Consider the following 25,083-nt stretch of genomic DNA (forward strand, 5'->3'; position numbering starts at 1 on the left):
ACGATTTTCTAGGTGGCCTCGCGGGTCTGGGTGGTGCCGCTGTTCTTGGTGGGCTGGGAGTTCTGGGTGCGGGCGCTGGTGTTGGTGGTCAGGCCGGCTTGGGTGGCGGCGCTGGTCTGGGTGGTCAGGTTGGTCTGGCTGGTCAAGCGGGGTTGGGCGGCAGCGCTGGTGTTGGTGGTCAGGCCGGCCTGGGTGGCGGCGCTGGTGTTGGCGGTCAGGCCGGGTTGGGTGGCAGCGCTGGTGTTGGTGGTCAGGCCGGCCTGGGTGGCGGCGCTGGTCTTGGTGGTCAGGTTGGTCTTGCTGGTCAGGCCGGGTTGGGTGGCAGCGCTGGTGTTGGTGGTCAGGCCGGCTTGGGTGGAGCCGCCGGCGTTGGCGGTCAAGGCGCGCTTGGCGGTGAGGCTGGTCTTGGCGGTGGGGCCGCATTGGGCGCTGGCGCCGGCCTCGGTGGCGGCGCAGGGTTGGCTGGAGGAGGCGGCTTTGGCGGCGGCGCTGGCGCGCAGGCAGGCGTCGGTTTGGCGGGTGCGGTCGGCGGCCGCGCCGGCGGTGGCTTGGGCGGTCAGGCTGGCGGCGGCGCGGGACTCGGAGGCAGCGCCGCAGCCGGCGCCCAAGCAGGCTTCGGCGGCCAGGCCGGCATTGGTGCCGGCGGCCAGGCGGGCCTTGGTGCGCAGGCCGGCGGCGCATTCGGCGCCGGTGCTGGTAGCCAGGTCGGTTTGGGTGGCCAAGCCGGTCTGGGCACTGAGGCCGGATTAGCCGGCCAGGCGGGTCTCGCGGGCCAGGCGGGTCTTGCCGGCCAGGCGGGTCTCGCCGCCCAGGGCGGCTTCGGCGCTGGCGGCGGCGGCGCCGGCGGTGGCGGTGTGGGTGGTCAGGCCGGTCTTGCCGCGGGCGCTGGGCTGGCCGGCGCGGGCAACGTCGGCGGCCTTGCAGCCGGTGGGAGCAACGCGGCGCTCGCGGCCGGGACGAGCGGCCAAGCGGGACTGATCGCCAGCGAAGGTGCCGCCTTGAACGGTGCCGCCACCCCACACGTGGCCGGCCCGCTCGCAGGCGTCGGCGTTGGCGGTCAGTCCGGCGCCAGCGCCGCGGGTGCCGCCGGACTGGGCGTCGGCGGCGAGCGCAGCAATGCCATCCTGAGCGGCGACACGACCGCCCTGGGCGGCGGCCACGTGTCGACCCAAACGGCCACCCCGTCCGTCGCCGGTGGGGCAGGCGTAGGCGGACACGCCACCGGCGGCGGCACCGCGGCGGGTGCCTTCGCCGCCCCAACCCCCACCGGGGGCGCAGGTCTCGACAGCCACGCCGGCGGCGGCGCCACGGCGGGTGGGTTCGGCGCCCCGGCTCCGGCCACGGCCGCTGGCCCTGGTCTCGATGGCCACGCCGGCGGCGGGACCGCGGCCGGCGGCTTCGGCGGCCCCGCCCCGACTCGCGGCCCCGCCCCGACTGGCGGTCCCGCCCCGACCGGCGGTCCCGAGACGGCCGGCGGCCCTGGTGCCTTGGCCGGAGGAGCCGGCGGCGGTGCTCACGGCCAGATCCTCGGGCAGGAGGGCGCCACGCTCGGCGCTAGCGGCCCGGTCAACGCTGGGGGCGTCCCCGCCCAGCACACCCCGGCGGCTCCCGGGGCACAAGGCCCGGTTATTCAGGGCGGCGGCGGTGCCGGCGGCACGGTTCCCGGGCACGCGACGCCTCCGTCCAACCCCGGGCCTGTCATCCAGAGCCCCGGCGGTGGCCCCGTCAACCACGGCGGCACCGGCACACCGGTGATCCAGCAGCCGGCGCACTCGCCGGCTCCGGCCGACCACTCGCCCGCGCCGGTGCAGCACGCGCCCGCACCGGTGCAGCACGCGCCGGCGCCGGTCCAGCACGCGCCCGCACCGGTTCAGCACGCGCCGGCCCCGGTCGAGCACGCGCCCGCCCCGGTTCCGCACACGCCGGCCCCGGTCGAGCACTCGCCGGCCCCGCCCCCGCACAGCCCGTCGGTGTTCGAGGGCACCCCGCACGCGCCCGCGCCGGTGCACGCTCCGGTGCCGGCCCCGCACCCAGCGCCCGCGCACCCGGTTGGGCCACACGGTTAACGATCCGATCGCATGGCGAGACGGCGGGGGCTTTTTGGTCCCCGCCGCTTCGCGAATACCGTGATGTCAGTGCATCGCAGCGAGAAAGTGGGGCAGCACGGTGACCCAACCCGACGACCCGCGGCGGATCAACGTCATCGTCGAGTTGATCGACCACACCATCGCCATTGCCGAACTCAACGACCGCGCTGACCTGGCCGAGCGGCTGACCCGATGCCGCGAGCGCATACTCGACCCGCAGATCCGGGTGGTGATCGCCGGGCAGCTCAAGCAGGGCAAGAGCCAACTGCTCAACTCGCTGCTGAACTTGCCGGTGGCGCGAGTCGGCGACGACGAGGCGACCGTGGTGATCACCGTCGTCAGCTATGGGGACCCGCCGTCGGCCCGGCTGGTCGTCGCCGCCGGACCCCACGGCGAGCCGGCGGCCATCGACATCCCAGTCGACGACATCAGCACCGACCTGCGCCGAGCCCCCCAAGCCGGCAACCGGGAAGTGCTGCGCGTCGAGATCGGCGCGCCCAGCCCGCTGCTGCAGGGAGGGCTGGCCTTCATCGACACGCCCGGCGTGGGCGGCCACGGGCAGCCGCACTTGTCAGCGACGCTCGGCCTGTTGCCGGACGCCGACGCCCTGCTGATGGTCAGCGACACCAGCCAGGAACTGACCGAACCGGAGATGCGGTTCATCGGCCAGGCCTATCAAATTTGCCCGGTCGCGGTGTTGGTGGCCACCAAGACCGACCTCTACCCGCACTGGCGCGACATCGTCAACGCGAACACCGCACACTTGAACCGCGCCCGCGTGCCGATCCCGATCCTGCCGGTCTCGTCGCTCTTGCGCAGCCACGCCGTCACGCTCAACGACAAAGAACTCAACGACGAGTCCAACTTCCCGTCGATCGTCAAGTTCCTCAGCGAGCAGGTGCTCTCCCGCCAGTCCGACCGGGTACGCGATCAGGTCCTGTCCGAAATCCGTTCGGCCGCAGAGCAATTGACGATGGCCGCCGGCGCCGAGCTGGCCGTCATCGACGACCCGGACTTCCGGGACCGCCTCGGCAGCGACCTGGAGCGCCGCAAGCGCGAAGCGCAGGACGCCCTCGACCAGTCCGCGCTGTGGCAACAGGTGCTCAACGACGGATTCACCGACCTGTACGCCGACGTCGACCACGACCTGCGCGCCCGCTTCCGCGCCCTCACCGAGGACATCGAGCGCCAGATCGATACCTGCGACCCGACCCGGCACTGGGCCGAGATCGGCTCGGAAGTGGAGGACGCGGTCGCCGCGGCCGTCGGGGACAACTTCGTCTGGGCCTACCAGCGGGCCGAAGCCCTGGCCGACGAGGTGGCCCGCTCGTTCGCCGACGCGGGCGTGGACTCGGTGATGTCTCCCGAACTGACCGGTCGCCTGATGGGCGGCGAGTTCGGCCGGCTCAGCTCGGTGGCCGAGCTGGAGTCCAAGCCGGCGGGCAAGGCCCAGAAGGTGGTGACCGGGCTGCGCGGCTCCTACGGCGGCGTGGTGATGATCGGCATGCTGTCATCGGTGGCCGGGCTGGGGCTGTTCAACCCGCTGTCGGTGGGCGCCGGGCTGGTATTGGGCCGGATGGCCTACAAGGAGGACAGGGAGCACCGGCTGCTGCGGGCGCGGGCCGAGGCCAAGACCAACGTGCGGCGCTTCGTCGACGACGTCTCGTTCGTGGTCGGCAAGGAACAGCGGGATCGGCTCAAGACGATCCAACGCCGGCTGCGCGACCACTACCGCGACATCGCCACCGAACTCACCCGGTCGCTCAACGAGTCCTTGCAGGTCACGATCACCGCCGCGCACATCGAGGAAACTGAGCGTCACAATAGGGTCCGTGAGCTGGAGCGGCAGTTGAACATCCTGGGCCAGGTCATCGACAACGTGGACAAGCTGACGCCCCCGCTGACCGTAGGACGGTCGTGACCACCAGCGATCAGGTCCGCGCGATTCTGGGCGGAACCATCCAGGCCTATCGGGGCGAACCGTCGTATCGGCAGCGCCCCGACGTCTTCCACGAATTGGACCGCATCGGCGCCCGGCTCAACGAACCCATCCGCATCGCGCTGGCCGGCACCCTCAAGGCCGGAAAGTCCACTCTGCTCAACGCTTTGGTGGGCGAAGACATCGCGCCGACGGATGCCACCGAGGCCACCCGGATCGTGACATGGTTCCGGCACGGCCCGACGCCCAAGGTCACCGCCAACCACTGGCGCGGACGGCACTCCAACGTCCCGATCAACCGCAACGGCGGCCTGACCTTCGACTTCCGGACACTAAACCCCGCCGAGGTGGCCGACCTGGACGTCGAGTGGCCGGCCGAAGAACTGGTCCATACCACCATCATCGACACCCCGGGAACGTCGTCGCTGACGCGCGAAATCTCCGAACGGACGCTGCAGCTGCTGCTCCCGCCCGATGGGGTGCCGCGGGTGGACGCGGTGGTGTTCCTGTTGCGCACTCTCAACGCCGCCGACGTCGCGCTGCTCAAACAGATCGGCCACCTCGTCGGCGGCGCCGCCGGAGCGCTGGGCATCATCGGTGTGGCGTCGCGGGCCGACGAGATCGGCGCGGGCCGCATCGACGCGATGCTCTCGGCCGCCGACGTGGCCAAGCGCTTCACCCGGGAGATGAATCAGACCGGCATCTGCCAGGCGGTGGTACCGGTGTCCGGGCTGCTCGCGCTGACCGCGCGCACGCTACGCCAGAGCGAATTCATCGCGCTGCAGAAGCTCGCCGGCGCCGACCACGCCACGCTCAGCAAGGCCATGCTGAGCGTGGACCGCTTCGTGCGCGCCGACAGCCCGCTGCCCGTCGACGCGGCGACCCGCGCGCAGCTGTTGGAGCGGTTCGGCATGTTCGGCATCCGGATTTCGCTCGCCGTGCTGGCCGCCGGGGTCACCGACGCGGCGGGACTGGCCGCCGAACTGCTGGAGCGCAGCGGGCTGGTGGCGCTGCGCCGCGTCATCGACCAGCAATTCGCGCAGCGCTCCGACCTGCTCAAGGCGCACACCGCGCTGGTGTCGTTGCGCAGGTTCGTCGAGGCGTTTCCGATCGTGGCGACGCCGTACATCCTCGCTGATATCGACCCGCTGCTGGCCGATACTCACGCCTTCGAGGAGCTTCGGCTACTCAGCCAATTGCATTGCCGCCCAACAACTTTGAACGACGACGAGATGGCCTCACTGCGCCGCATCATCGGGGGGTCGGGCACCGACCCGGCGGCCAGGTTGGGGCTGAACCCCCACGATCCCTACGGGCAGGAGGGTCCGCGCGCGGCATTCGCCGCGGCCCAGCGCTGGCGCCGCCGCGCCGAGCACCCGCTCAACGACCCGTTCACCACCCGGGCCTGCCGCGCGGCGGTGCGCAGCGCCGAGGCGATGGTCGCCGATTTCGCCGCGCGCGGCTACGACATGTCCAACGTGCAGCCGCGTTAGCCCCCCGGGACCACCGGTTGCGGCACGATCGGTGGCAGGGGTAGCAGCCTTGGCCGGGAGGTCGTCGCAGGCGCGGTGGTGGTCGCCGGCACGTCGGTGGTCCGGGCGCCGGTGGTGGTGGGCGCGGCGGTCGTGGTCGGCGCCGCCGTCGTGGTCGGAGGCGGCGAGTTGGTTGGCGTCGGGGGCGGCGGCTGCGCGGACGACGGCGGTGGTGGCGGCGGCGGGAGCACCGTCACGGTGGTGCTGTCGTTCGGCCCCGTGATGGTCACGGTCTGCGATGTTTGCGGTGCCGGCGGCTCGTTCGGTGGGGTGGTGTTGACCGGGTTGGTCTTGGTGTGGCCCAGGGTCAGCGCCAGCACGACGGCGACCAGCACGGCCGCGAGCGCGCCGACCACGCTCAAGACCAGCGCCGTGCGCTTGTACCACGGCAGGGGCGCGCTCGCGGCGGCGTGGCGCCCACTGTCATCGAAATCCGTTGTCTCACGGGTGTATTCGCCGGTGGCGTCGCGGCCGATGTAGGGCACCGGTTCGGCCGCCTCGTCGGCGTCCTGCGACCACGCCAGCGGTGCGACGCCCGGGGCGACGCGGGCGGTCTGGACCAGTTCGGTGGGGGTCTCGACGACGGGGCTGGCGGCGGTGGCGACTCCCGTCGCGCCTTGCCGCTGACCGAGCACCGCGGCGCCGGCGGCGGCGCTGACCGCGGGCTGGGGCGCGGTATGGATCGGGACCTGCAGGCGGTCCGACAGGCGCGCGGCGAGCAGCGGGATGCTGGCACCGCCGCCGACCGCCGCCACGGCCGCCAGGTTGGAGCGGGTGATCCCGTTGCGCTGCAACGTTTCTTCCAGGCGGGTGAGGAAGCGGTCCAGCGGTTCGGCGATGAGTTGGTCAAACTCGCTGCGGGACAACCGGAGGTGCCCGGACCCCATCGCGACCGACGTCACCGCGGCCGTCGAGAGTTGCTCCTTGGCGCGCCGGCATTCGCTGAGTAGGCGCGACTGTGAGCCGATTCGTGCGGTGCTGCCCAGGTCGGTGCTGGTGGCATCGGAGGCGCCGGACCGCACGTAGTCACCGATGAGCTGATCGATTGCGTCGCCGGAGAATTCCGAGTGTCGCACCGTCGGACCGATCTGCTGAAAGTTCGACGCGCCGTTCGCCAGGGTGACGCTGGTGCCGCTGGCGCCGAAGTCGCACAACGCGACGACGCCGCCCGTCGGGAATCCCGGGGTGCCATGCAGCGCCGCGAGGGCGGCCGTGGCGTCGGAGATCAGCACGGGTGATACACCGTCGCGCTTGAGATCGGGCTGGGCGAAGAACTCGTCGCGCAGGGCGTTGGCCTGCGCCTCGGACCAGTAGGCAGGGACCGCGACGGTGACCGGCGACCCGTAGCCGACCGTGCGCGCCATCGCTTCGATCGCTTCGACCGTCAGGACCTCGCCCAAGTACTTCGTCCCGTCGGCCGCCACCAAGGGGGCCCGGTCACCGACCCGCTCGACGAAACCGCGCAACACCAGGCCCGGCTCAGTGAGATTGGGGTTTTCCTCCGGTAGGCCGATTTCGGTTGGCCGGTGTTCGAACAGCGTCAGCACGGAACTGCGGATCACCGGGGCGCTACCCGCGCGGGCAGCAACCAGGTTGGCCGCGCCGATCGACAACCCGAGCGCCTCGCTCATATCGCATACCCCCGTGTTCGTCGGCGCACTGGCGATGGCGCGGCGGTCGGCACCAAAACGGTCATGGACTCCAGCGAGTCTAGGAGCGCGGGCCGGGTCACCGGCCGGGCGGCAGCGTGATCGCCGGTAGCGACGGCAGCGTGATCACCGAAGGCATGTGTGGGAAAGCCCCGCGCGACGGCGCCTTGGTCGTCGTGGCCGTGTCGATGGTGGTCGTTGGCGTGGTCGACGGATTGGTGCTGTCCGTCGACGAGGGCGTGGTGGTGGCGGTCGTAGTGGTGGCGGTGGTAGCCGGCGGAGCCGTCGTTGTGGTGGTCACCGCCGTCGGAGTCGCGCGGTCGTGGACCAGCTGGTTGACACCCCAGACGATCACCCCGACAAGAAACGCGATCAGCACACCCCAACCGACCAGCGCGATCGGTTTGCGCCAACCCGGGACGTCCTCCATGACCGCCGAGGGTATCGGCGAGGGCCGCGCGCACATCGTCGCCACGCACGCCGCTACCTATCAGCCGTCAAAGCTTGATCCGATCGCAACCGGCGCGCTAGGACAGGCCCGGCGGCAGCGTGATCACGGTCGGCACCTCGGGGATGGTGATCACCGACGGCAGCGGCGGCATGTGATGACGATGCGTGGGCTGCTGCTGGGTCGGCTGGCGCGTCGGCTGCTGGGTGGGTTGCTGTGCCGGTGGCTCGGACGCGCTGCTGGGGGGCGGTTCGGTCGTCGTCGACGGCCCGGTGCTGGTGGTGGCCGGCGGTGTGGTGGTGCTGGTGGTGCTCGGCGCGGTCGTGCTGGTGCTCGGGGTGTGGCCGGTGCCTTGGTCACCCCCGATCAGCTCCATGAGGCCGTAGACGATCAACGCGATCAGGACCAGGACCGCGACCACCCACGCGATGATTCCGACGGGCCTGCGGTACCAGGGTGTGGGCTCGGTTTCCTCGTCGAACGGGTCGGGGGCTCCGGGCGGCCACGCCTCTTCAGTCGGAGGTTCCGCAGGCGGCGGCGCGTTCGGCGGGGGTCCGCCCGAAGGCGGCGGTCCGCCGTAATCGCGGTACTGCGTCTGCTGATTGCGGAAGTTGTCCGGTGGGCCGTTGGGTGCCACGGCACCGATGGTACTGACGCGACCTGTGGCAGTTCAGAACGTGTTGACCTTCTCGACGCTGACGAACATGCCGTGGTGGGTGCGGTCGTTGGTGAACCGGGTTCCCTCGGCGGTGGCGCTGATGGTCCAGCCCTGTGCCGCATACGTCTTGTAATCGATGGTGACCGTCGGGATCGCGCCGAGGTTACCCAGCACCCACTGCACGTTGCCGCCCGCGCTGATGCTGACGCCGTTGGCGTGCTCACCGTCCTGCAGGGGCGAGTTGGTGAACGGGGCCTCGCACCCGACGGTGTCCTTGTTGATCTGGCAGCGGGTTATGCCCGACTTGGTCTCGATGAAGACGTAGCCGTTGTGGTCGGGCGGCAACGGGATGGCGCCGGCCGGCGCGGTGGGCGTCGGCGGTCCGGAAGGGCCGGTGGTCGGGGCCGGACTCGGGCTGGTGCTCGGCGCCGGGTTCGTCGTGCTCGGTCGCGGCGTGGGAAAGGTGGGTTCGGTGGGGCCGGCACCGGGGGTGGCGACCGGCTTGCCCTCGATGATGGAGCTGCAGCCCGATACCAGCACCAGGCCGGCCAGCGCGGCCGAGAGCAGCATCGAGCCACCGGGCAGACCCCGCCGCGCCTTCTCCGATAACTGCACGCCCAACTCCCGAGAAATCAGAAATATCAGGGCTTAGAGTACGCGCGGGCCAGCGAAAGTTACTGCAATCAGGCAGGTATCGATGCAGAGCCGATGGCGCGGGGTTACCGAGGCGTGACCGCCGAGGAGCGCATCGCCTCGGCGGCCCGGTGCGCGGCGGCAACGATGCCCTGATAACCGGTGCAGCGGCAGAAGTTTCCCGACAGTCCCTCGCGGATCTCCGCGTCGCTGGGATTCGGATTGTCGCGCAGCAGTGCGGTCAGCGAAGTCACGAAACCCGGCGTGCAGAAGCCACATTGCAGCCCGTGGCACTCCCGCAGCGCCGACTGCACGGGCGACAGGGTGCCATCCGGCGACGCGATGCCCTCGACCGTCGTCACCTCCGTGCCCTCGGCCTGCACGGCGAACATCAGGCACGAACGCACGGCCGCGCCGTCCAGCAGCACCGTGCATGCCCCGCACGCCCCGTGCTCGCAGCCGAGATGGGTGCCGGTCAGTCCGCACTTGTCCCGCAGGAAGTCCGCGAGCGTCATGCGCGGTTCGACGGTGGCCGCGATCGGAGTCCCGTTGACCGACAACTGGACCGGTTGTTCATGCATTGCTTGCCCCCGCGACGGCTTCGGCTACGGCCTCATCAATGGCCTCTTGAATGGCCTCGTTCCAGGCGCGCGCGACCATCGTCGCGCCCACCTTGGTGCGATACGACGCCGACCCCTGGAGGTCGGACGGAACGTCATCGAGTCCGGTCATCGCGGCCCGTCCGATCTCCTCGGGCACCAGATCGCCGACCGGCTTGCCGACGGCCGCGGCCTCGGCCGCCCTCGCGCGCCGGACCGTCGACCCCAGTCCGAGCAGCCCGATCGCGCAGCGAGAGACCGCGTCGTTGTCGTCGAGCTGAACGGCGACCAGCGCCCCCGCGATCGCGAAGTCGCCGTGCCGGCGCGCGAACTCTTCCACCGCGAATCCGGATCTACCCGGCCACACCGGAAACCGGACCCCGGTCAGCACCTCGTCGGGTTCCATCGTGGTCTCCCACACGCCGGCGAAGAAGTCGGCGGCGGCGATCTCGCGCGGCCCGCGCGGCGACAGCACCTCCATCACCGCGTCCAGCGTCAGCGCCACCGCCGGGTATTCGCCGGCCGCGTCGGCGTGGGCGACCGACCCGCCGAGGGTGCCGCGGTTGCGGATCTGGAAGTGCCCGACGAACGGCGTCACCCGGGTCAACAGCGGAACTGCCTGGCGCACTTGGTCATCGGCGCCCACCGTAGTCTCGGTGGTTCCCGCGCCGATCCGCAGTTCCTGACCCCGGCGCTCGATGCCCTGCAGCTCGCCCAGCCGGGAAATGTCGATGAGGTGGTCGAAGTAGGCCAGCCGCATCGCCAGCATCGGCACCAGGCTCTGGCCGCCGGCCAGAATCTTCGCGTCGTCGCCCAGCTCGGCCAGCAGGGCCACGGCGTCCTCGATGGTGTCGGGGCGGTGGTAGTCGAACGATGCGGGCTTCACCGGTCCGCCTCGCTCAGCAGCGCCGCGATCGACGCCGGGCTGGCCGGTAGCCGGGTGATCGTCACGCCCAGCGGCGCGAGCGCGTCGTTGATCGCGTTGATCACGGCGGGCACCGAGCCGATGGCCCCGCCTTCGCCGGCGCCCTTGTAGCCGCCGGGCCCGGGACCCGGGATCTCGACGTGACCGAACTCGATGGGCGGCACCTCGGTGGCCGTCGGCAGCAGGTAGTCGACGAATGTGGTGGCCAGCGGGTTGCCGTCGTCGTCGTAGGCCAGGTCCTCCATCAGCGCGCCGCCGATGCCCTGCACCGTCCCGCCCGCGATCTGTCCCTCCACGATGGTCGGGTTGATCATGGGCCCGACGTCCTCGCTGACGATGTAGCGCAGCAGCGTGACTTTGCCTGTGGCGACATCGACTTCGCAAGTGCATGCGTGCGTCGCGTTGGACCACAGGATGGGCGCCGTGGCGACGTAGCGGGCGGTGGCCTCCAGGTCCAATGACATCCCGGGGGGCAGCGCCTGCGGCGAGTAGTAGGCGAGGTAGGCGAGCTGTCCGAAGCTCACCTGCCTGGACGGGTCGCCGCGCACCGCCGCGGCCGAATGTGCCAGCTCCACTTCGGATTCGGCCACCTTGAGGTGGTGGGCGGCCAGCGCGACGATCTTGTCGCGCAGGATCTTTCCCGCCTCGCCGACGGCCCCGGCGGTCATCGGGCCGCTGCGGCTTCCCTGCGTCCCGGCCCCGTACGGCGTGACGGCGGTGTCGCCCTGGATGGTGGCCACGTCGTCGATGTCGGCGCCCAGCGCGTCGGCGGTCAGCTGAACGACGGTGGTTTCCAAGCTGTTTCCGCTCGAGCCGCCGTTGACGTAGACGTTGATCTTGCCCGTCGGCTCCATCCGGATGGTGCAGCCCTCGGCGCCCAGGTGGCCCGTCGCCGCGCCGGTCGGCTCGATGTATGCCGAGAAGCCCAGGCCCAGGTAGCGTCCCTGCGCCAGCGCTTCGGCCTGCTCCTTGCGAAACCCTTCGTGGTCAAGGATTTTCACCGCCTGCTCGAACGTCTCGATCGGGGCGACGTGGTCGTACGGCATGCCGTTGGGGTTGAAGTACGGCATCTCGTCGCGGCGCAACAGGTTGCGGCGGCGCAGCTCGACCGGGTCCAGCTCGAGCTTGCGCGCGGCGATGTCGAGCAGGACTTCGCGCGCCAGCGTTTCGTACTGCCACGGACCGCGGTAGGCGGCCAGCCCGCTGGTGTTGGAGAAGACCGTCTGGTAGTTGAAGCTGGCCTTGGGCACTCGGTAAGGCCCGGGGAAGAACATGCCGATGGCGGCCGTGGTCAGCACCGGGTAGGGCGTCGGGTAGGCGCCGACGTCCTGAACGAAGTCGATGTCTGCCGCGAGGATGGTGCCGTCGTCGTCGAACGCCATCCGGCCGGTGCCGTCGACGTGCCGGGCCTGCCCGGCCGACATCAGGTTCTCGCGCCGGTCCTCGATCCACTTCAGCGCCGCCGGCACCTTGCGGGCGGCCAGCATGATGCACATGTCCTCGCGCATCGGCACCACCTTCTGGCCGAAGCCGCCGCCCGTGTCGCGCATGATGACCCGAACCCGTTGCGCCGCAATGCCTAACAGTCGCGCGCAGAAGGCACGCAACTCGTGCGGCGTCTGGGTGGACGCCCACAGGGTCAGCTCCCCGGAGGCCGCCGACCACTCGACCACCAGCCCGCGCGTCTCGATCGGCACCGGCGCGTAGATCTGTTGGTATATCTGCTCTTTCACCACACACGGCGCCGAGGCGAACAGCTCTTCGTCCGGCGGCGCCCCGCCCATGCCGCCCGCGACGTTGTTCGCGTAGCTGTCGTGCACCAGCACGTCCGAGGCCTGCGCTGCGGTGAAGTCGGTGATGGCGGGCAGCGGCTCGTAGTCGACGTCGATCAGCTCGAGGGCGTCCTCGGCGACATACCGGCTCTCGGCGACGATCAGCGCGACCGGGTCGCCGACGAACTTCGCCTCGCCCTCGGCCAGCGGCGGGCGCGGGGTGTCGGGGACGTCCTTGCCCGCGACGGCGTGCCACGCCTCCTTGACGTCGGGATTGAGGTCGGCGGCGGTGAACACCGCGCGCACGCCGGGCAGCTCCAGGGCCGCCGAGGCGTCGATCCCGTTGATCCGGGCCCGCGCGAACGGGCTGCGCACGAAGCAGGCATGCAGCATGCCGGGCCTCGCAACGTCGTCGACGAAGCCGCCCCGTCCGGTCAGCAGGCGGCCGTCCTCCACCCGTTGGACGCGGGTCCCGGCGTAGCGGGGGGCCGGCCCGGAAGACACCGCCGGGCCCTCGTGGACGTCCTGAGTCATCGCGCTCCATTGCCGTCGCCGAATGAGAAGCTCAATGTCATCATAGGAGAGTGCCGTTATCACAGTCGAGAGGCCCGGTGCCGCGACACGTCGGGGTCCTGCTCGCCGCGGGCGCCGGCCGGCGCTACGGCAAGCCGAAGGTGCTGGTGGACGGCTGGCTGGACGCCGCGGTCGGCGCCCTGCGCGACGGCGGGTGCGACGACGTCGTCGTGGTCCTCGGCGCGGCCGAGGTCCCGGTCCCGCCAGGGGTCAGCGCGGTCGTCGCACCGGACTGGGATCGGGGGCTGAGCGCATCCGTGCGCGCCGGGCTGGCCGAGGCCGACCGCCTGCGGGCCGACTATGCGGTGCTGCACGTCATCGACACCCCCGGCACGGGTCCCGACGTGGTGGCGCGGCTGCTGGCCCGCGCGGCGGCGTCGCCCGGCGGCCTGGCGCGTGCGTACTTTGGCGACCGGCCCGGACACCCGGTGGTGCTGGCGCGCCAACACTGGCCGGCGGTGCTGGCCCAGCTATCCGGGGATCAGGGCGCGGGCGCCTATCTGAGCGGCAGGGACGACGTCGAGAGGGTCGACTGCGGCGACCTGGCCGATGGCCGCGACATCGACGCGCCCTAGGCCGCCACCGGCGGGTCGGTGGAGGGGGTGGGCTCCGCGGTTTCCTCGGCGATGGCCCTGACCCGGTGCCGGACCAGGAACCAACCGCCGGTGAGCGCCGGAACGCCGACGATCATCGCGCCCAGCAGCCAGGGGCCCTGCACCTTGTCGAACAGCATCAGCACCACGACGCCCACCAGGAACGCCAGCGTGAGATAGCCGCTATAGGGGGCCAGCGGCATCCGGAAGTCGGGCCGTTGCACCCTGCCGGCCTTGGCCAGCCGGTAGAGCTGCAGCTGGCTCGCCACGATCGTTCCCCAGGCGAACACGATGCCCACCGCGGCGATGTGCAGCACGATTTCGAACGCCTGGCTGGGTTTGACCGCGTTGAGCACGATGCCCAGCAGGCCGACCGCGGCGGTGAGTAGGATCCCGCCGTACGGCACGCCGTTGCGCGACATCGGCTCGGTGAACTTCGGGCCGCTGCCGTTGATCGACATCGACCGCAGGATGCGGCCAGTCGAATACAGCCCGGCGTTCAAGCTCGACAGCGCGGCGGTGAGGACCACCAGGTTCATCAGGCTGCCCGCTCCGCCGAAACCGATCTTGGAGAAGAAGGTCACGAACGGGCTGACGTGATCCCGGTAGGCGGTGTAGGGCAGCAGCAGGCCGAGCAAAATGGTCGACCCGATGTAGAAGACCGTGATGCGGAAGACCACCGAGTTGATCGCGCGCGGCATGATCTTCTCGGGGTTTTCCGTCTCCCCGGCGGCGATGCCCACCAGTTCGATGGCGGCGTAGGCGAACACCACGCCCGAGGTGACGAGCACGAGGGGCAACAGGCCGGTCGGTAGCAGCCCCCCGTGGGTGTCCCACAGCCCGGTACCGGTGTTGTGACCGTCGACCTTGAAGCGCCCGATCAGAAAGACCGAGCCGACGACCAGGAACGTCACCAGTGCCAGCACCTTGACCAGCGACGCCCAGAACTCCAGCTCGCCGAAGAGCTTGACCGAGATCAGGTTCATCGACAACACCACCACCAGCGCGATCAACGCCAGCGTCCACTGCGGGATGACGTGGAACGCCGGCCAGTAGTGGCAGTAATGCGCGATCGCGGTGGTGTCCACGATTCCGGTCATCGACCAGTTCAGGACGTACATCCAGCCCGCCACGAAAGCCAGCTTCTCCCCGAAGAATTCGCGGGCGTAGGACACGAACGATCCCGACGACGGGCGGTGCAGCACGAGCTCGCCGAGCGCGCGCAGGATCAGGAAGACGAAGATGCCGCAGATCGCGAAGACCAGGAACAGCCCCGGCCCCGCCGATGCGAGCCGGCCACCGGCACCGAGGAAAAGGCCGGTTCCGATCGCGCCGCCCAGCGCGATCATCTGGACCTGGCGGTTCTTCAGGCCCTTGTGATAGCCCGTGTCTTCGCGTGTGAGCCGCGCGGCGGCGCTGTCTAGCGGTGGCATCGAGCTCCTGCCGTGGTGCTCCGGGAAAGCTCAGGCTAACCCATCGATTCACCACATGCTGGCTAACAACCGGCTAACTTCGTATGCCCAGCAACCGCTCGGCGTTGCGGTGGCTGATGAGCGCGCGATCGTCGTCGCCGAGGGCGAGATTGTCGAGGAACGCGCGCGCCGCCTTCATCGACCAGAAGGGGTAGTCGGCCGAAAAGCACACCCGGTCGACACCGACCTGGGCGACCAGGTTGGCATAGGTGGCCTCGTCGTTGAAGCTGGCGAAGGTGTAGTGCAGGTTTCGCCGCAAGTAGGTGCTGACGGGGTGTTGCAGACCGGTCAGTTCGGGTGTGAGCGTGGCGTCGAACCGCGGCAGCATGAAGGGGATCCCCTCGCCCATGTGCCCGATGACGAATTGCAGCGACGGGTGGCGGTCGAACACACCGCCGACGATCAGGCGCAGCACGTGCGTGGCGGTGTTGATGTGCCAGCCCCAGCCCACGGTGGCCAGCGCGAACGTGACCTTGTCGGCAAATCCCGCGTAGCTGGATTCGATGACGCCCGCCGGCGGGATGGTCGGGTGCAGATAGATGGGGACCTGCAGCTCCGCCGCGTGCGCCAGGACGGGGTCGAAGAACGGATCGTCCAGGTAGCGCCCCTGGCTGTGGCCGTTGATGACCGCGCCGAGAAAGCCGTGCCGGCGCACCGTGCGGTCGAGCTCCGCGGCCGCCTCGTCGGGCGCGCTGACGGGCAACGTGGCGAACCCGGCCAGCCGGTCCGGGTACCGCCCGACCGCCGCGGCGAGCTCGTCGTTGCAGTTGCGCGCCAGCCCGACCGCCTCCCGCCCGTCCAGCTGTTCGACGCCGGGTGCCGCCAGCGACAGCACCGCCAGGTCGACGCCGGCTTCGTCCATCGCCGCGATGCGGCCGTCACCGAGGTCGCTGATCGGTTCGACGATGCCGGCGCGCGACGCCAGCCAGCGGCCCGGACCGTTCAGGAATTCGGTTGTGGCGTAATGCTCTTCGAGGGCGATGGTCCGCATGTCGCGCCTAGCCCGCCAGCACCCTGGCTGCGGCGCTCCAGTACGGCAGCTCGTCGCGCTTGGCGGCCAGCCGGATGGTCTTGGTGTAGCCGTACTCCGCCAGCGTCTCCTGGGCGTGCTCCCGCCCGAAACCGCTGTGGCCGACGCCGCCGAACCCCGTGCCGATGGAGATCCGGTGATAGTTGTTGACGAAGACGGCCCCGGCCCGGATCCGCCGGCTGACCCGGAGCGCCCGATCGCCGTCCTGGGTGAACACCGACGCAACCAGTCCGAACGGCGTGGCGTTGGCGATCCGCACCGCCTCGTCCTCGTCGGTGAACGGCAGCAGGGTGACCACCGGGCCGAAGATCTCGTCGCGGGCCACCCGCATCCCGGGGGTCACCTCGGTGAGCACGGTCGGCGCGACGTAGAAGCCTTCGGCCAATCGGGGGTCGTCGGGCAGCGGCGCCTGGGCGGCGATGCGGGCGCCCTCGGCCACGCCGATCCGCAGGTAGTCCAGGACCTGCTTCTGCTGCGCCCGGGTGACCAACGGCCCGACGTCGGTGGCCGGGTCGGCGCCGTCGCCCACCCGCAGGCGGCTCACCGCGGCGCAAAGCTTTTCCTCGAATTCGGCATAGATGCTGTCCTGCACCAGGATCCGCGACGATGCGGTGCACGCTTCGCCCTGGTTGAAGAAGCCGCCGTCGACGGCGGCCAGCAGCGCCTCGTGCAGATTGGCATCGTCGAAGACGACCAACGGGTTCTTGCCGCCCAGCTCCATCAGCGTGGGGGTGAGGTTGCCCGCCGCGGTCCGCAGCACCGCGGCACCGGTCCTCGGCGATCCGGTGAAGGAGACCTTGCCCACCAGTCGGTGCCCGGCCAGTGCGGCGCCCACCTCGCCCCGGCCGGGCAGCGCGTGCACCACCCGGTCGGGCAGGACCGACTGGATCAGTTCCACCATCCGCAGCACCACCGAGGGCGTCTGCTCCGGCGGCTTGAGCACGACGGCGTTGCCGACGGCCAGCGCCGGGGCGATCTTGCCCGCGGTGTGGATGGGCGGCCAGTTGAACGGAACGATGGCGGCGATCACCCCGTACGGTTCCAGCGTCGTCACGTCCAGGACCGGGCCGTAGTCGCGGGCCTGGTTGGGCAGCACCTCGACCAGGCTGCCGAAGTACTCGAAGATGGCGATCGCGGCTTCCACGTCGAAGTTGCGGGCCTGGGTGATCGGCTTGCCCATCTCCAGCGTCTCGAGCGCGGCGATCTCGTCGGCGTGGGCGCGGATCACCTCGGCGATCTGACGCAGGTATCGGCCGCGCTCCCGCGCCGGCCGCTGCTTCCAGGCCAGATGTGCGGCGTGGGCCCGGCGAACCGCCTGGTCCACCTCGTCGGGTCCGGCCCCCTGGACCACCGCCACGGTCTGACCCGTCGCCGGGTTCTCGACCACGAACTGGTCGTCGGTGGACGCCGAAGACCAGCGGGTTCGGGTCCTGGTCAGGGGCAGGGCAGTGTGCTGAGTCATACGGGCACCGTCCGGGTGAGGGGTGGGATGTGAACGGCGAATGGTTCTGCCGAACGCTACGTCGACAGGTGGTATCTCAGCCAACGAGATTTCCTGATGAACGTCATCATCAACGGTGATAATGGCTCGGTGGAGCTTCGCCACCTGGAGTACTTCCTTGCCGTCACGGACAACCTGAGCTTCACCCGCGCCGCCAAGCGGCTTCATGTCGTGCAATCCGGAGTGTCGGCGACGATCAAGGCCCTCGAACGCGAACTCGGGGCGGAACTTTTCGTCCGGGGCCGGGCCGGGGTGGCGCTCACCCCCGCGGGCCAGGAGTTGGCGCCGCACGCCCGGGCCGCCATCGACGCCGTCCGGGCGGCCAAGGAGGCCGTCGCCGCCACCCGCGGGGCTATCAGCGGCACCGTCAAGCTGGGGACATTGATGTCGATCAACAACGTTGACCTGCCGACGCTGCTGGCCGACCTCCGTGCCCAACATCCCGGCGTGCTGGTCCAGATCCGTTTCGCCCGGGCCGGTTCGGCGGGCCTGGCGCAGCAGCTCCGCGACGGCACTCTCGACGTCGCCTTGCTCGTCTTCCCCGACGGGCCGCCGCCCGACCTGCACACCCGCCTCGTCGCCGCCTTCCAGCTGCTTCTGATCGTGCCGGCCGGCCACCCGCTTGCCGGGCGGGAGTCGGTGCCGGTGGCCGAGCTGGCCGGGATGTCGTTCGTCGACGGCCCGCCCGGATATGGCAACCGGGCCGTGGTGGACCGGGCCTTCGCCGCCGCCGGGGTGCAGCGCACGGTCGCGCTCGAGGTCGCCGACATCGCCACCACCGCGACGCACGTCCGCAACGGCCTGGGCATCGGCTTCCTGAGCCGGTTCATCCTCGACGAGATCGGCGATGACGGCCTGGCGACGGTCCGGATTTCCGACTACGACATCCGCTGGCGCCTCTACGTCGCGATGTCGGCGACCCGGTCGCCCAGCGCCGCCACCCGCGCGGTGTTCTCCCTGATCGAGGACATGATCCCGGACCCAGCGCGGTGAGCCTGCGCTGACGGCGTCGAGTGTGCATCGACGGCGTTCACTGTGCGCCTAGGGCGCCCGCCGCCGGCGTGTCGTCACCGTGGACGCACATTCAAGATCCCCAGGCGCGTCGGGCGTCCGCTGAGACCACCCGGGAACAAGACGGCGGCGGCCGCCGTTAAGATGGTCGACAAGTTGAGTGAACCAGGCTCAAGACTGGGTTGACACCCCGGCGTCCGGAAGGGCAGGCTTGAGCGGGGTTCACTCAGCATAGTGCAACGACAACAAGCTCTACTACTCAGGAGGCATCACTATGGCTCGTGCGGTCGGCATCGACCTCGGGACCACCAACTCCGTCGTCGCAGTTCTGGAAGGTGGCGACCCCGTCGTCGTCGCGAACTCCGAGGGCTCGCGGACCACCCCTTCGATCGTCGCGTTCGCGCGCAACGGCGAGGTGCTGGTGGGCCAGCCAGCCAAGAACCAGGCGGTGACCAATGTCGACCGCACCATTCGCTCGGTCAAGCGGCACATGGGCACCGACTGGTCTATCGAGATCGACGGCAAGAAGTACACCGCTCCGGAGATCAGCGCGCGCGTGCTGATGAAGCTGAAGCGCGACGCCGAGGCGTACCTCGGTGAGGACATCACCGACGCGGTCATCACCGTGCCCGCCTACTTCAATGACGCCCAGCGTCAGGCGACCAAGGACGCCGGCCAGATCGCCGGCCTGAACGTGCTGCGCATCGTCAACGAACCCACCGCGGCGGCGCTGGCCTACGGCCTGGACAAGGGCGAGAAGGAACAGACCATCCTGGTCTTCGACCTGGGCGGCGGCACGTTCGACGTCTCGCTGCTCGAGATCGGCGAGGGTGTGGTCGAGGTGCGCGCCACCAGCGGTGACAACCACCTCGGTGGCGACGACTGGGACCAGCGCATCGTGGACTGGCTGGTCGACAAGTTCAAGGGCACCAGCGGCATCGACCTGACCAAGGACAAGATGGCCATGCAGCGGCTGCGTGAGGCCGCCGAGAAGGCCAAGATCGAGCTGAGCTCGAGCCAGAGCACGTCGATCAACCTGCCTTACATCACGGTCGACGCCGACAAGAACCCACTGTTTCTCGACGAGCAGCTGACCCGGGCGGAGTTCCAGCGCATCACCCAGGACCTGCTGGACCGCACCCGCAAGCCCTTCCAGTCGGTGATCGCCGACACCGGTATCTCGGTCTCGGACATCGACCACGTCGTGCTGGTGGGCGGATCCACCCGGATGCCTGCGGTGACCGACCTGGTCAAGGAGCTCACCGGCGGCAAGGAGCCCAACAAGGGTGTCAACCCCGATGAAGTTGTGGCGGTGGGGGCGGCTCTTCAGGCAGGTGTCTTGAAGGGCGAGGTGAAAGACGTTCTGCTGCTTGATGTCACGCCGCTGAGCCTGGGCATCGAGACCAAGGGCGGCGTGATGACCAAGCTCATCGAGCGCAACACCACGATCCCGACCAAGCGGTCGGAGACCTTCACCACCGCCGACGACAACCAGCCGTCGGTGCAGATCCAGGTCTACCAGGGTGAGCGCGAGATCGCTTCGCACAACAAGCTGCTCGGCAGCTTCGAGCTGACCGGCATCCCGCCGGCCCCGCGCGGCGTCCCGCAGATCGAGGTCACCTTCGACATCGACGCCAACGGCATCGTGCACGTCACGGCCAAGGACAAGGGCACCGGCAAGGAGAACACGATCAAGATCCAGGAGGGCTCGGGCCTGTCCAAGGAGGAGATCGACCGGATGATCAAGGACGCCGAGGCGCACGCCGAGGAGGACCGCCAGCGTCGCGAGGAGGCCGACATCCGCAACCAGGCCGAGACGCTGGTCTACCAGACGGAGAAGTTCGTCTCTGAACAGCGTGGCGCCGAGGGCGGTTCGAAGGTCCCCGAGGACACGCTCAACAAGGTGGACGCCGCGGTGGCCGACGCCAAGGCGGCGCTGGGCGGCACCGACATCTCCGCGATCAAGTCGGCCATGGAAAAGCTCGGCCAGGAGTCGCAGGCGCTCGGACAGGCCATCTACGAGGCGACCCAGGCCGAGGGTGGACCGGCCGGCGGCGGCGACGCGTCGGCACCCGGCGGCTCGGCCGGCTCGGCTGACGACGTCGTGGACGCGGAGGTGGTCGACGACGACCGGGAGGCCAAGTGACCGACGGAAACCCACAAGAACAGGTGACTGTCACCGACAAGCGGCGCATCGATCCCGAGACCGGCGAGGTTCGGCACGCCCCTCCCGGCCCCGAGCCGGGAGGGACGGCGCCGGGAGGGACGGCGCCGGGCGGGTCCGGAGGCGGCAAGGCCACCGAGACGGAATCCAAGGTCGCTGAGCTGACCGCCGACCTGCAGCGGGTGCAGGCCGACTTCACCAATTACCGCAAACGGGCGCTGCGCGACCAGCAGGCCGCCGCGGACCGGGCCAAGGCCGCCGTCGTCGGCCAATTGCTTGGCGTGCTCGACGATCTGGATCGGGCGCGCAAGCACGGCGACCTCGAGTCGGGCCCGCTGAAGTCGGTGGCCGACAAGTTGATGAGCGCGCTGACGGGTCTCGGCCTGACGGCGTTCGGTGCGGAAGGCGAGGACTTCGATCCGGTCCTGCACGAAGCCGTGCAACACGAGGGCGACGGGGCCGACGGCTCCAAGCCGGTGATCGGCACCGTCATGCGGCAGGGCTACAAGCTCGGCGAGCAGGTCCTGCGTCACGCCCTGGTCGGCGTCGTCGACACCGTCACGGGCAACGAGCCAGCGGTCGCCGGGGCCGAGCCCGACGAAGGCGTCGCCGAAACCGGACAGCCCGAAACGGACGATAACGCCGACACTTCCGGTGACTAGGCACAGAATCGAGGACAAGTACATAGAGAAAGGTGAGAGGGGGTGACGCGACATGGCCCAGCGTGAATGGGTCGAAAAGGACTTCTACAAGGAGCTGGGCGTCTCCTCTGACGCCAGCCAAGAAGAGATCAAACGCGCCTACCGCAAGCTGGCGCGCGACCTGCACCCGGACGCCAATCCCGACAACCCGGCCGCCGGCGAACGCTTCAAGGCGGTGTCGGAGGCGCACAACGTGCTGTCCGATCCGGCCAAGCGCAAGGAGTACGACGAAACCCGCCGCCTGTTCGCCGGCGGCGGTTTCGGCGGACGCAGGTTCGACGGTGGAAGCGGCGGGTTCAGCTTCAACGTCGGCGGGGACGGTGCCGACTTCAACCTCAGCGACCTGTTCGACGCCGCCGGCCGCAGCGGCGGCGCCAACATCGGGGACCTGTTCGGCGGCCTGTTCGGCCGCGGCGCCAGTCCCCGTCCGAGCCGGCCGCGACGCGGCAACGACCTGGAGACCGAGGCCGAGCTGGATTTCGTCGAGGCGGCCAAGGGCGTGGCGATGCCTCTGCGGCTGACCAGCCCGGCGCCGTGCACGAATTGCCATGGCAGCGGCGCGCGCCCAGGCACCAGCCCGAAGGTGTGCCCCAGCTGCAACGGCTCCGGCGTGATCAACCGCAACCAGGGCGCGTTCGGCTTCTCCGAACCGTGCACCGATTGCCGGGGCAGCGGCTCGATCATCGAGCATCCCTGCGAGGAGTGCAAAGGCACCGGCGTGACGACCCGCACCCGCACCATCAACGTGCGGATCCCGCCCGGCGTCGAGGACGGGCAGCGGATCCGGCTGCCCGGGCAGGGCGAGGCCGGGTTGCGCGGCGCGCCGTCCGGTGACCTGTATGTGACGGTGCACGTGCGTCCCGACAAGGTCTTCGGCCGCGACGGCGACGACCTCACCGTGACCGTTCCGGTCAGCTTCACCGAATTGGCTTTGGGCTCAACACTTTCCGTACCGACGCTGGACGGCAAGGTCGGTGTGCGGGTGCCCAAGGGCACCGCTGACGGCCGCATCCTGCGGGTGCGTGGACGCGGCGTGCCCAAGCGCGGCGGCGGCAGCGGTGACCTGCTGGTCACCGTGAAGGTGGCCGTCCCGCCGAACCTGGAAGGCAAGGCGCAGGAGGCGCTGGAGGCCTACGCGGACGCCGAGCGTGCCAGTGGTTTCAACCCACGCGCCGGATGGGCGGGTAATCGCTGATGGCAAATACCCCGAAGGAACCAGACTCGAGGAGCTTCCTGATCTCGGTGGCCGCCGAGCTGGCCGGCATGCACGCGCAGACCCTGCGCACCTACGACCGCCTCGGGCTCGTCAGCCCGAGGCGCACTTCCGGCGGGGGACGGCGCTATTCGCAGCACGACGTCGAGCTACTGCGCGAGGTGCAGCGGCTCTCCCAGGACGAGGGTGTCAACCTGGCCGGCATCAAGCGCATCATCGAGCTGACCAACCAGGTGGACGCCCTGCAGGCGCGGGTCAAGGAATTGACCGAGGAGTTGGCTCAGGTGCGCGCCAGCCAGCGCCGCGAAGTCGCGGTGCTGCCCAAGAGCACCGCCGTGGTGGTGTGGCAGCCGCGCAAGGCACGCGGCTGACATTCGTCACTGCGTAGGCGGCTACTCGTGTTGCGGCCGAGCGTACTTAACTGGCCGTAGCCCCTGGCAATAGCCGCGAAATCTGGGAAGCTACCTGCATGGCGAGCGCCAAGGCAAGCTCTCGATGGACGGACGCGCGGCTCGATGGCATGCGACAGCAAGGTGATTCGCTGCTCGACGGCAAGGTCGAGGCCGTGCTCAAGGCGGGCGAAATCGACGCGGTCAACGCGATCATGCGCACTTTGGTCAGCAACGATCAGCCGGTGCCGCCGGGTTTGCCCAAAGAGATTCAGGACTACCTGGCCGAGACGCAGCCCCTGCCGCCGTGGGCCGACCTGGACAAGATCAAACGCGGCCAGCAGCTGTTCGAGACATGGGGCGTCCTCATCACGCTCTGCCTGTTCTGCGCGTCGCTGCCCGCGGCGTACGCGGCTGCCAACGGCGTGAAGGTGCTCTACCTGACCGCCCGACTCGATACGGACGCGCGTCGCCGCGTGATGGAGACCGGCCAGTTCCTGATGGACGTGCTCGCCGTCGGCGGCCTCGACGACCATGGCAAGGGCCGGCGCACCATCCAGCGGGTCCGGCTGATGCACTCCGCCGTGCGCAACTTGATCAAGGCCCGCAACGCAAAACAGCCAGGGTTGTGGGACACACCCAACTGGGGCACGCCGATCAACCAGGAGGACCTCGCCGGGACGCTGCTCACCTTCTCCTACGTCGTCGCCGAGCCGATGCCCCGCCTCGGCGTGCGCCTTCCGGCCAAGGACGTCGACGCGTATCTCCATACCTGGAATGTCATCGGACATCTGCTCGGCTTGAGCGACGAGATGATGGTGCACGACAAAACCGATGCCGCCGCGCTGGTCGACGCCATCCGGCGCAGGCAATTCAGGGCGTCGCCCGAAGGGCAGGATATGGCCGCCGCGCTCCTCAAGCTGCTCGACGAACTGACGCCCTTCCACCGATTCGACGACACGATCCCTCCGTTGATTCGCCATCTGATCGGCGACGAGGCCGCCGACCTGCTGCTGGTGCCGAAGTCGGATCTCCCCGAACTCGGGCGGCTCGACGCCGCCACGAAGTGGGTTTACGTGCACGTCTTCGGGCAAAGCCAACGCGAGTCGCCGCGATACCAGGCGATGTCGGAACTGGCGTACCCGTTCGGGCGCAACCTCTTACACGGGATTTTCCGGCTCGAGCGGGGAGGGGAGCGGGCCCCGTTCGCGATGCCCGATCACCTCGCCCGCAGTTGGGAGCTCTCCACGTGACATTGGAGTAGTCGGCTACTCGTGACGGCACCACTCGGCCGCTCCACGCTGGTGCGGACAGCGACTGTAATCGATTGAAATGGAGGGTCTTCCCAGATGTGTCTCCCCGCGCCTGTCGGCCCCGTTGCACTGGACCGCATCGAAGAACCGGGCACCATCGACGATGTCCTGCGCAATATCGATCGGGTAATCGACTGGGCCAAAGAAACACGGAGCGGTATCGGTTACTTCGCCGTCCTCTACCGCCGGATCACTCTCGCCATCCGGGACGCCGTCAACGACGGGAGGTTCCTCGACGGGGCCCGCATCGAGCGGCTCGACGTAGCCTTCGCCAAGCGTTATTTCAACGCGTTGAACGCCTACTTCTACCCGGACGAATTCGAGGGTCTGACGCTTCCGTGGGAAGTCGCATTCGTCGGCGACCCGGACCACCAGGCGATCATCCTGCAGCACATGTTGGCCGGACTGAATGCGCACATCAGCTTCGACCTGGGTCTCGCCCTGCTGTCGGTTGCCGGTGACTGGCCGGACTCGCTGAGGAAAGATTACGACCGCGTCAACGAGCTGCTGTGCGGGCAGATCCCGGGCATCAATAGGGAGGTCCAGCGGTTGTCGCCTGAACTCCGCTGGGCCCGATTGCTGATACCGGACGAGATCCGCGTCATGCAGGGACAGCTGACGAAAATGCGTGAGGGGGCTTGGCTTTTCGCGCGCTACATGGCGATGCATCCGCCGAACGCGAGAGAGAAGACGGTGCACCAGGAGGCATGGACCGCGACACTGAGTTCCTGGTATCTGCAGCCGACCGGGCGGTGGTCGCCGTTCCCGCGGCTCATTCGTGCCGTCGCCAAGCATGAGTGCGACGACGTTCGGAGCAACCTCGATGCGCTGGAAGGAATCTCGAGGCGCCCCGAGAAGGCGGCGAAGGGTCACCGCTGATC

23 protein-coding genes are annotated in these 25,083 nt (G+C 69.6%); 11 read left to right on the forward strand and 12 right to left on the reverse strand.

All coding sequences use genetic code 11. The features are described 5' to 3' along the window. Positions 1-8: 8 nt before the first annotated feature. Positions 9-722 (reverse strand): hypothetical protein, encoded by a 714-nt coding sequence (locus A5764_RS28975; protein ID WP_067116880.1) that lies wholly within the window; start codon positions 720-722, stop codon positions 9-11. Between the two features lie 24 nt (positions 723-746). After that, complete coding sequence (locus A5764_RS29895) at positions 747-1,160, reverse strand: hypothetical protein (RefSeq protein WP_156664798.1); 414 nt, start codon at positions 1,158-1,160, stop codon at positions 747-749. Here A5764_RS29895 and A5764_RS29900 point away from each other — a divergent pair, their 5' ends adjacent. The 3 genes from A5764_RS29900 to iniC all read left to right on the forward strand — a co-directional run bounded on the left by A5764_RS29900 (position 1,161) and on the right by iniC (position 5,519). After that, entirely contained in the window at positions 1,161-2,066 is a 906-nt protein-coding gene (locus A5764_RS29900; protein WP_156664799.1) for a hypothetical protein, read from the forward strand. It abuts the gene before it with no gap. Between the two features lie 100 nt (positions 2,067-2,166). Further along, complete coding sequence (locus A5764_RS21515; protein WP_067116885.1) at positions 2,167-4,008, forward strand: dynamin-like GTPase family protein; 1,842 nt, start codon at positions 2,167-2,169, stop codon at positions 4,006-4,008. Continuing rightward, the gene (iniC, locus tag A5764_RS21520; protein ID WP_067116886.1) at positions 4,005-5,519 is read left to right on the forward strand and encodes an isoniazid-induced dynamin-like GTPase IniC; all 1,515 of its coding nucleotides are present in this window, start codon (positions 4,005-4,007) and stop codon (positions 5,517-5,519) included. Before A5764_RS21515 ends, iniC begins: the two co-directional genes overlap by 4 nt. Here the strand turns inward: iniC and A5764_RS21525 are convergent. From A5764_RS21525 to A5764_RS21555, 7 genes are all read right to left on the reverse strand, one after another. Beyond that, positions 5,516-7,189, reverse strand: coding sequence for an Hsp70 family protein (locus tag A5764_RS21525; protein WP_067116888.1), 1,674 nt, complete (start codon positions 7,187-7,189; stop codon positions 5,516-5,518). The genes iniC and A5764_RS21525 overlap by 4 nt on opposite strands. 97 nt (positions 7,190-7,286) lie before the next feature. Next, positions 7,287-7,637 (reverse strand): hypothetical protein, encoded by a 351-nt coding sequence (locus A5764_RS21530; protein ID WP_156664800.1) that lies wholly within the window; start codon positions 7,635-7,637, stop codon positions 7,287-7,289. A 97-nt stretch (positions 7,638-7,734) separates the two neighbouring features. After that, positions 7,735-8,292: a hypothetical protein gene (locus tag A5764_RS21535; RefSeq protein WP_067116893.1), complete on the reverse strand. Its 558-nt coding sequence runs from the start codon at positions 8,290-8,292 to the stop codon at positions 7,735-7,737. 33 nt (positions 8,293-8,325) lie between these two features. Then, complete coding sequence (locus A5764_RS21540) at positions 8,326-8,883, reverse strand: hypothetical protein (RefSeq protein WP_156664803.1); 558 nt, start codon at positions 8,881-8,883, stop codon at positions 8,326-8,328. Positions 8,884-9,032: 149 nt separating this feature from the next. After that, on the reverse strand, positions 9,033-9,527 hold the full coding sequence (locus A5764_RS21545) for a (2Fe-2S)-binding protein (protein ID WP_067116898.1): 495 nt from the start codon (positions 9,525-9,527) through the stop codon (positions 9,033-9,035). Further along, entirely contained in the window at positions 9,520-10,431 is a 912-nt protein-coding gene (locus tag A5764_RS21550; protein WP_067116901.1) for a xanthine dehydrogenase family protein subunit M, read from the reverse strand. Before A5764_RS21550 ends, A5764_RS21545 begins: the two co-directional genes overlap by 8 nt. After that, positions 10,428-12,776 carry a xanthine dehydrogenase family protein molybdopterin-binding subunit gene (locus A5764_RS21555; RefSeq protein ID WP_067116903.1) on the reverse strand — a complete coding sequence of 783 codons (2,349 nt, stop codon included), beginning with the start codon at positions 12,774-12,776 and terminating at the stop codon, positions 10,428-10,430. The genes A5764_RS21550 and A5764_RS21555 overlap by 4 nt, the downstream gene beginning before the upstream one ends. Before the next feature lie 50 nt (positions 12,777-12,826). On the opposite strand from A5764_RS21555, the gene A5764_RS21560 reads away from it, so the two are divergent. Then, positions 12,827-13,390, forward strand: a complete 564-nt coding sequence (locus A5764_RS21560; RefSeq protein ID WP_231989779.1) for an NTP transferase domain-containing protein — start codon at positions 12,827-12,829, stop codon at positions 13,388-13,390. On the opposite strand, the gene A5764_RS21565 is transcribed toward A5764_RS21560, so the two are convergent. The 3 genes from A5764_RS21565 to A5764_RS21575 all read right to left on the reverse strand — a co-directional run bounded on the left by A5764_RS21565 (position 13,387) and on the right by A5764_RS21575 (position 17,372). Next, positions 13,387-14,841, reverse strand: a complete 1,455-nt coding sequence (locus A5764_RS21565) for an amino acid permease (RefSeq protein ID WP_067116909.1) — start codon at positions 14,839-14,841, stop codon at positions 13,387-13,389. The two genes, A5764_RS21560 and A5764_RS21565, sit on opposite strands and share 4 nt — an antisense overlap. A gap of 73 nt (positions 14,842-14,914) precedes the next feature. Then, complete coding sequence (locus tag A5764_RS21570; RefSeq protein WP_067116912.1) at positions 14,915-15,871, reverse strand: amidohydrolase family protein; 957 nt, start codon at positions 15,869-15,871, stop codon at positions 14,915-14,917. 7 nt (positions 15,872-15,878) lie between these two features. After that, entirely contained in the window at positions 15,879-17,372 is a 1,494-nt protein-coding gene (locus A5764_RS21575; protein WP_067116917.1) for an aldehyde dehydrogenase, read from the reverse strand. Between the two features lie 96 nt (positions 17,373-17,468). Between A5764_RS21575 and A5764_RS21580 the strand changes: the two genes are divergently transcribed. The 7 genes from A5764_RS21580 to A5764_RS21610 all read left to right on the forward strand — a co-directional run bounded on the left by A5764_RS21580 (position 17,469) and on the right by A5764_RS21610 (position 25,081). After that, the gene (locus tag A5764_RS21580) at positions 17,469-18,404 is read left to right on the forward strand and encodes a LysR family transcriptional regulator (RefSeq protein ID WP_231989780.1); all 936 of its coding nucleotides are present in this window, start codon (positions 17,469-17,471) and stop codon (positions 18,402-18,404) included. 292 nt (positions 18,405-18,696) lie between these two features. Next, positions 18,697-20,568 (forward strand): molecular chaperone DnaK, encoded by a 1,872-nt coding sequence (dnaK, locus tag A5764_RS21585; protein ID WP_067116920.1) that lies wholly within the window; start codon positions 18,697-18,699, stop codon positions 20,566-20,568. Continuing rightward, positions 20,565-21,248, forward strand: a complete 684-nt coding sequence (grpE, locus tag A5764_RS21590; RefSeq protein WP_067116929.1) for a nucleotide exchange factor GrpE — start codon at positions 20,565-20,567, stop codon at positions 21,246-21,248. The genes dnaK and grpE overlap by 4 nt, the downstream gene beginning before the upstream one ends. Before the next feature lie 52 nt (positions 21,249-21,300). After that, a complete protein-coding gene (gene dnaJ, locus A5764_RS21595) occupies positions 21,301-22,482 on the forward strand; it encodes a molecular chaperone DnaJ (protein ID WP_067116933.1) in 1,182 nt (393 codons plus the stop codon). Continuing rightward, positions 22,482-22,871 (forward strand): heat shock protein transcriptional repressor HspR, encoded by a 390-nt coding sequence (locus A5764_RS21600; protein WP_067116936.1) that lies wholly within the window; start codon positions 22,482-22,484, stop codon positions 22,869-22,871. Before dnaJ ends, A5764_RS21600 begins: the two co-directional genes overlap by 1 nt. A 149-nt stretch (positions 22,872-23,020) precedes the next feature. Beyond that, positions 23,021-24,142 (forward strand): oxygenase MpaB family protein, encoded by a 1,122-nt coding sequence (locus tag A5764_RS21605; protein ID WP_067116937.1) that lies wholly within the window; start codon positions 23,021-23,023, stop codon positions 24,140-24,142. A 96-nt stretch (positions 24,143-24,238) separates the two neighbouring features. Then, entirely contained in the window at positions 24,239-25,081 is an 843-nt protein-coding gene (locus A5764_RS21610; RefSeq protein ID WP_067116939.1) for a DUF5995 family protein, read from the forward strand. The last annotated feature ends 2 nt before the right edge of the window (positions 25,082-25,083 follow it).

Source organism: Mycobacterium sp. 852002-51057_SCH5723018 (assembly GCF_001667035.1).
Lineage (GTDB): Bacteria > Actinomycetota > Actinomycetes > Mycobacteriales > Mycobacteriaceae > Mycobacterium.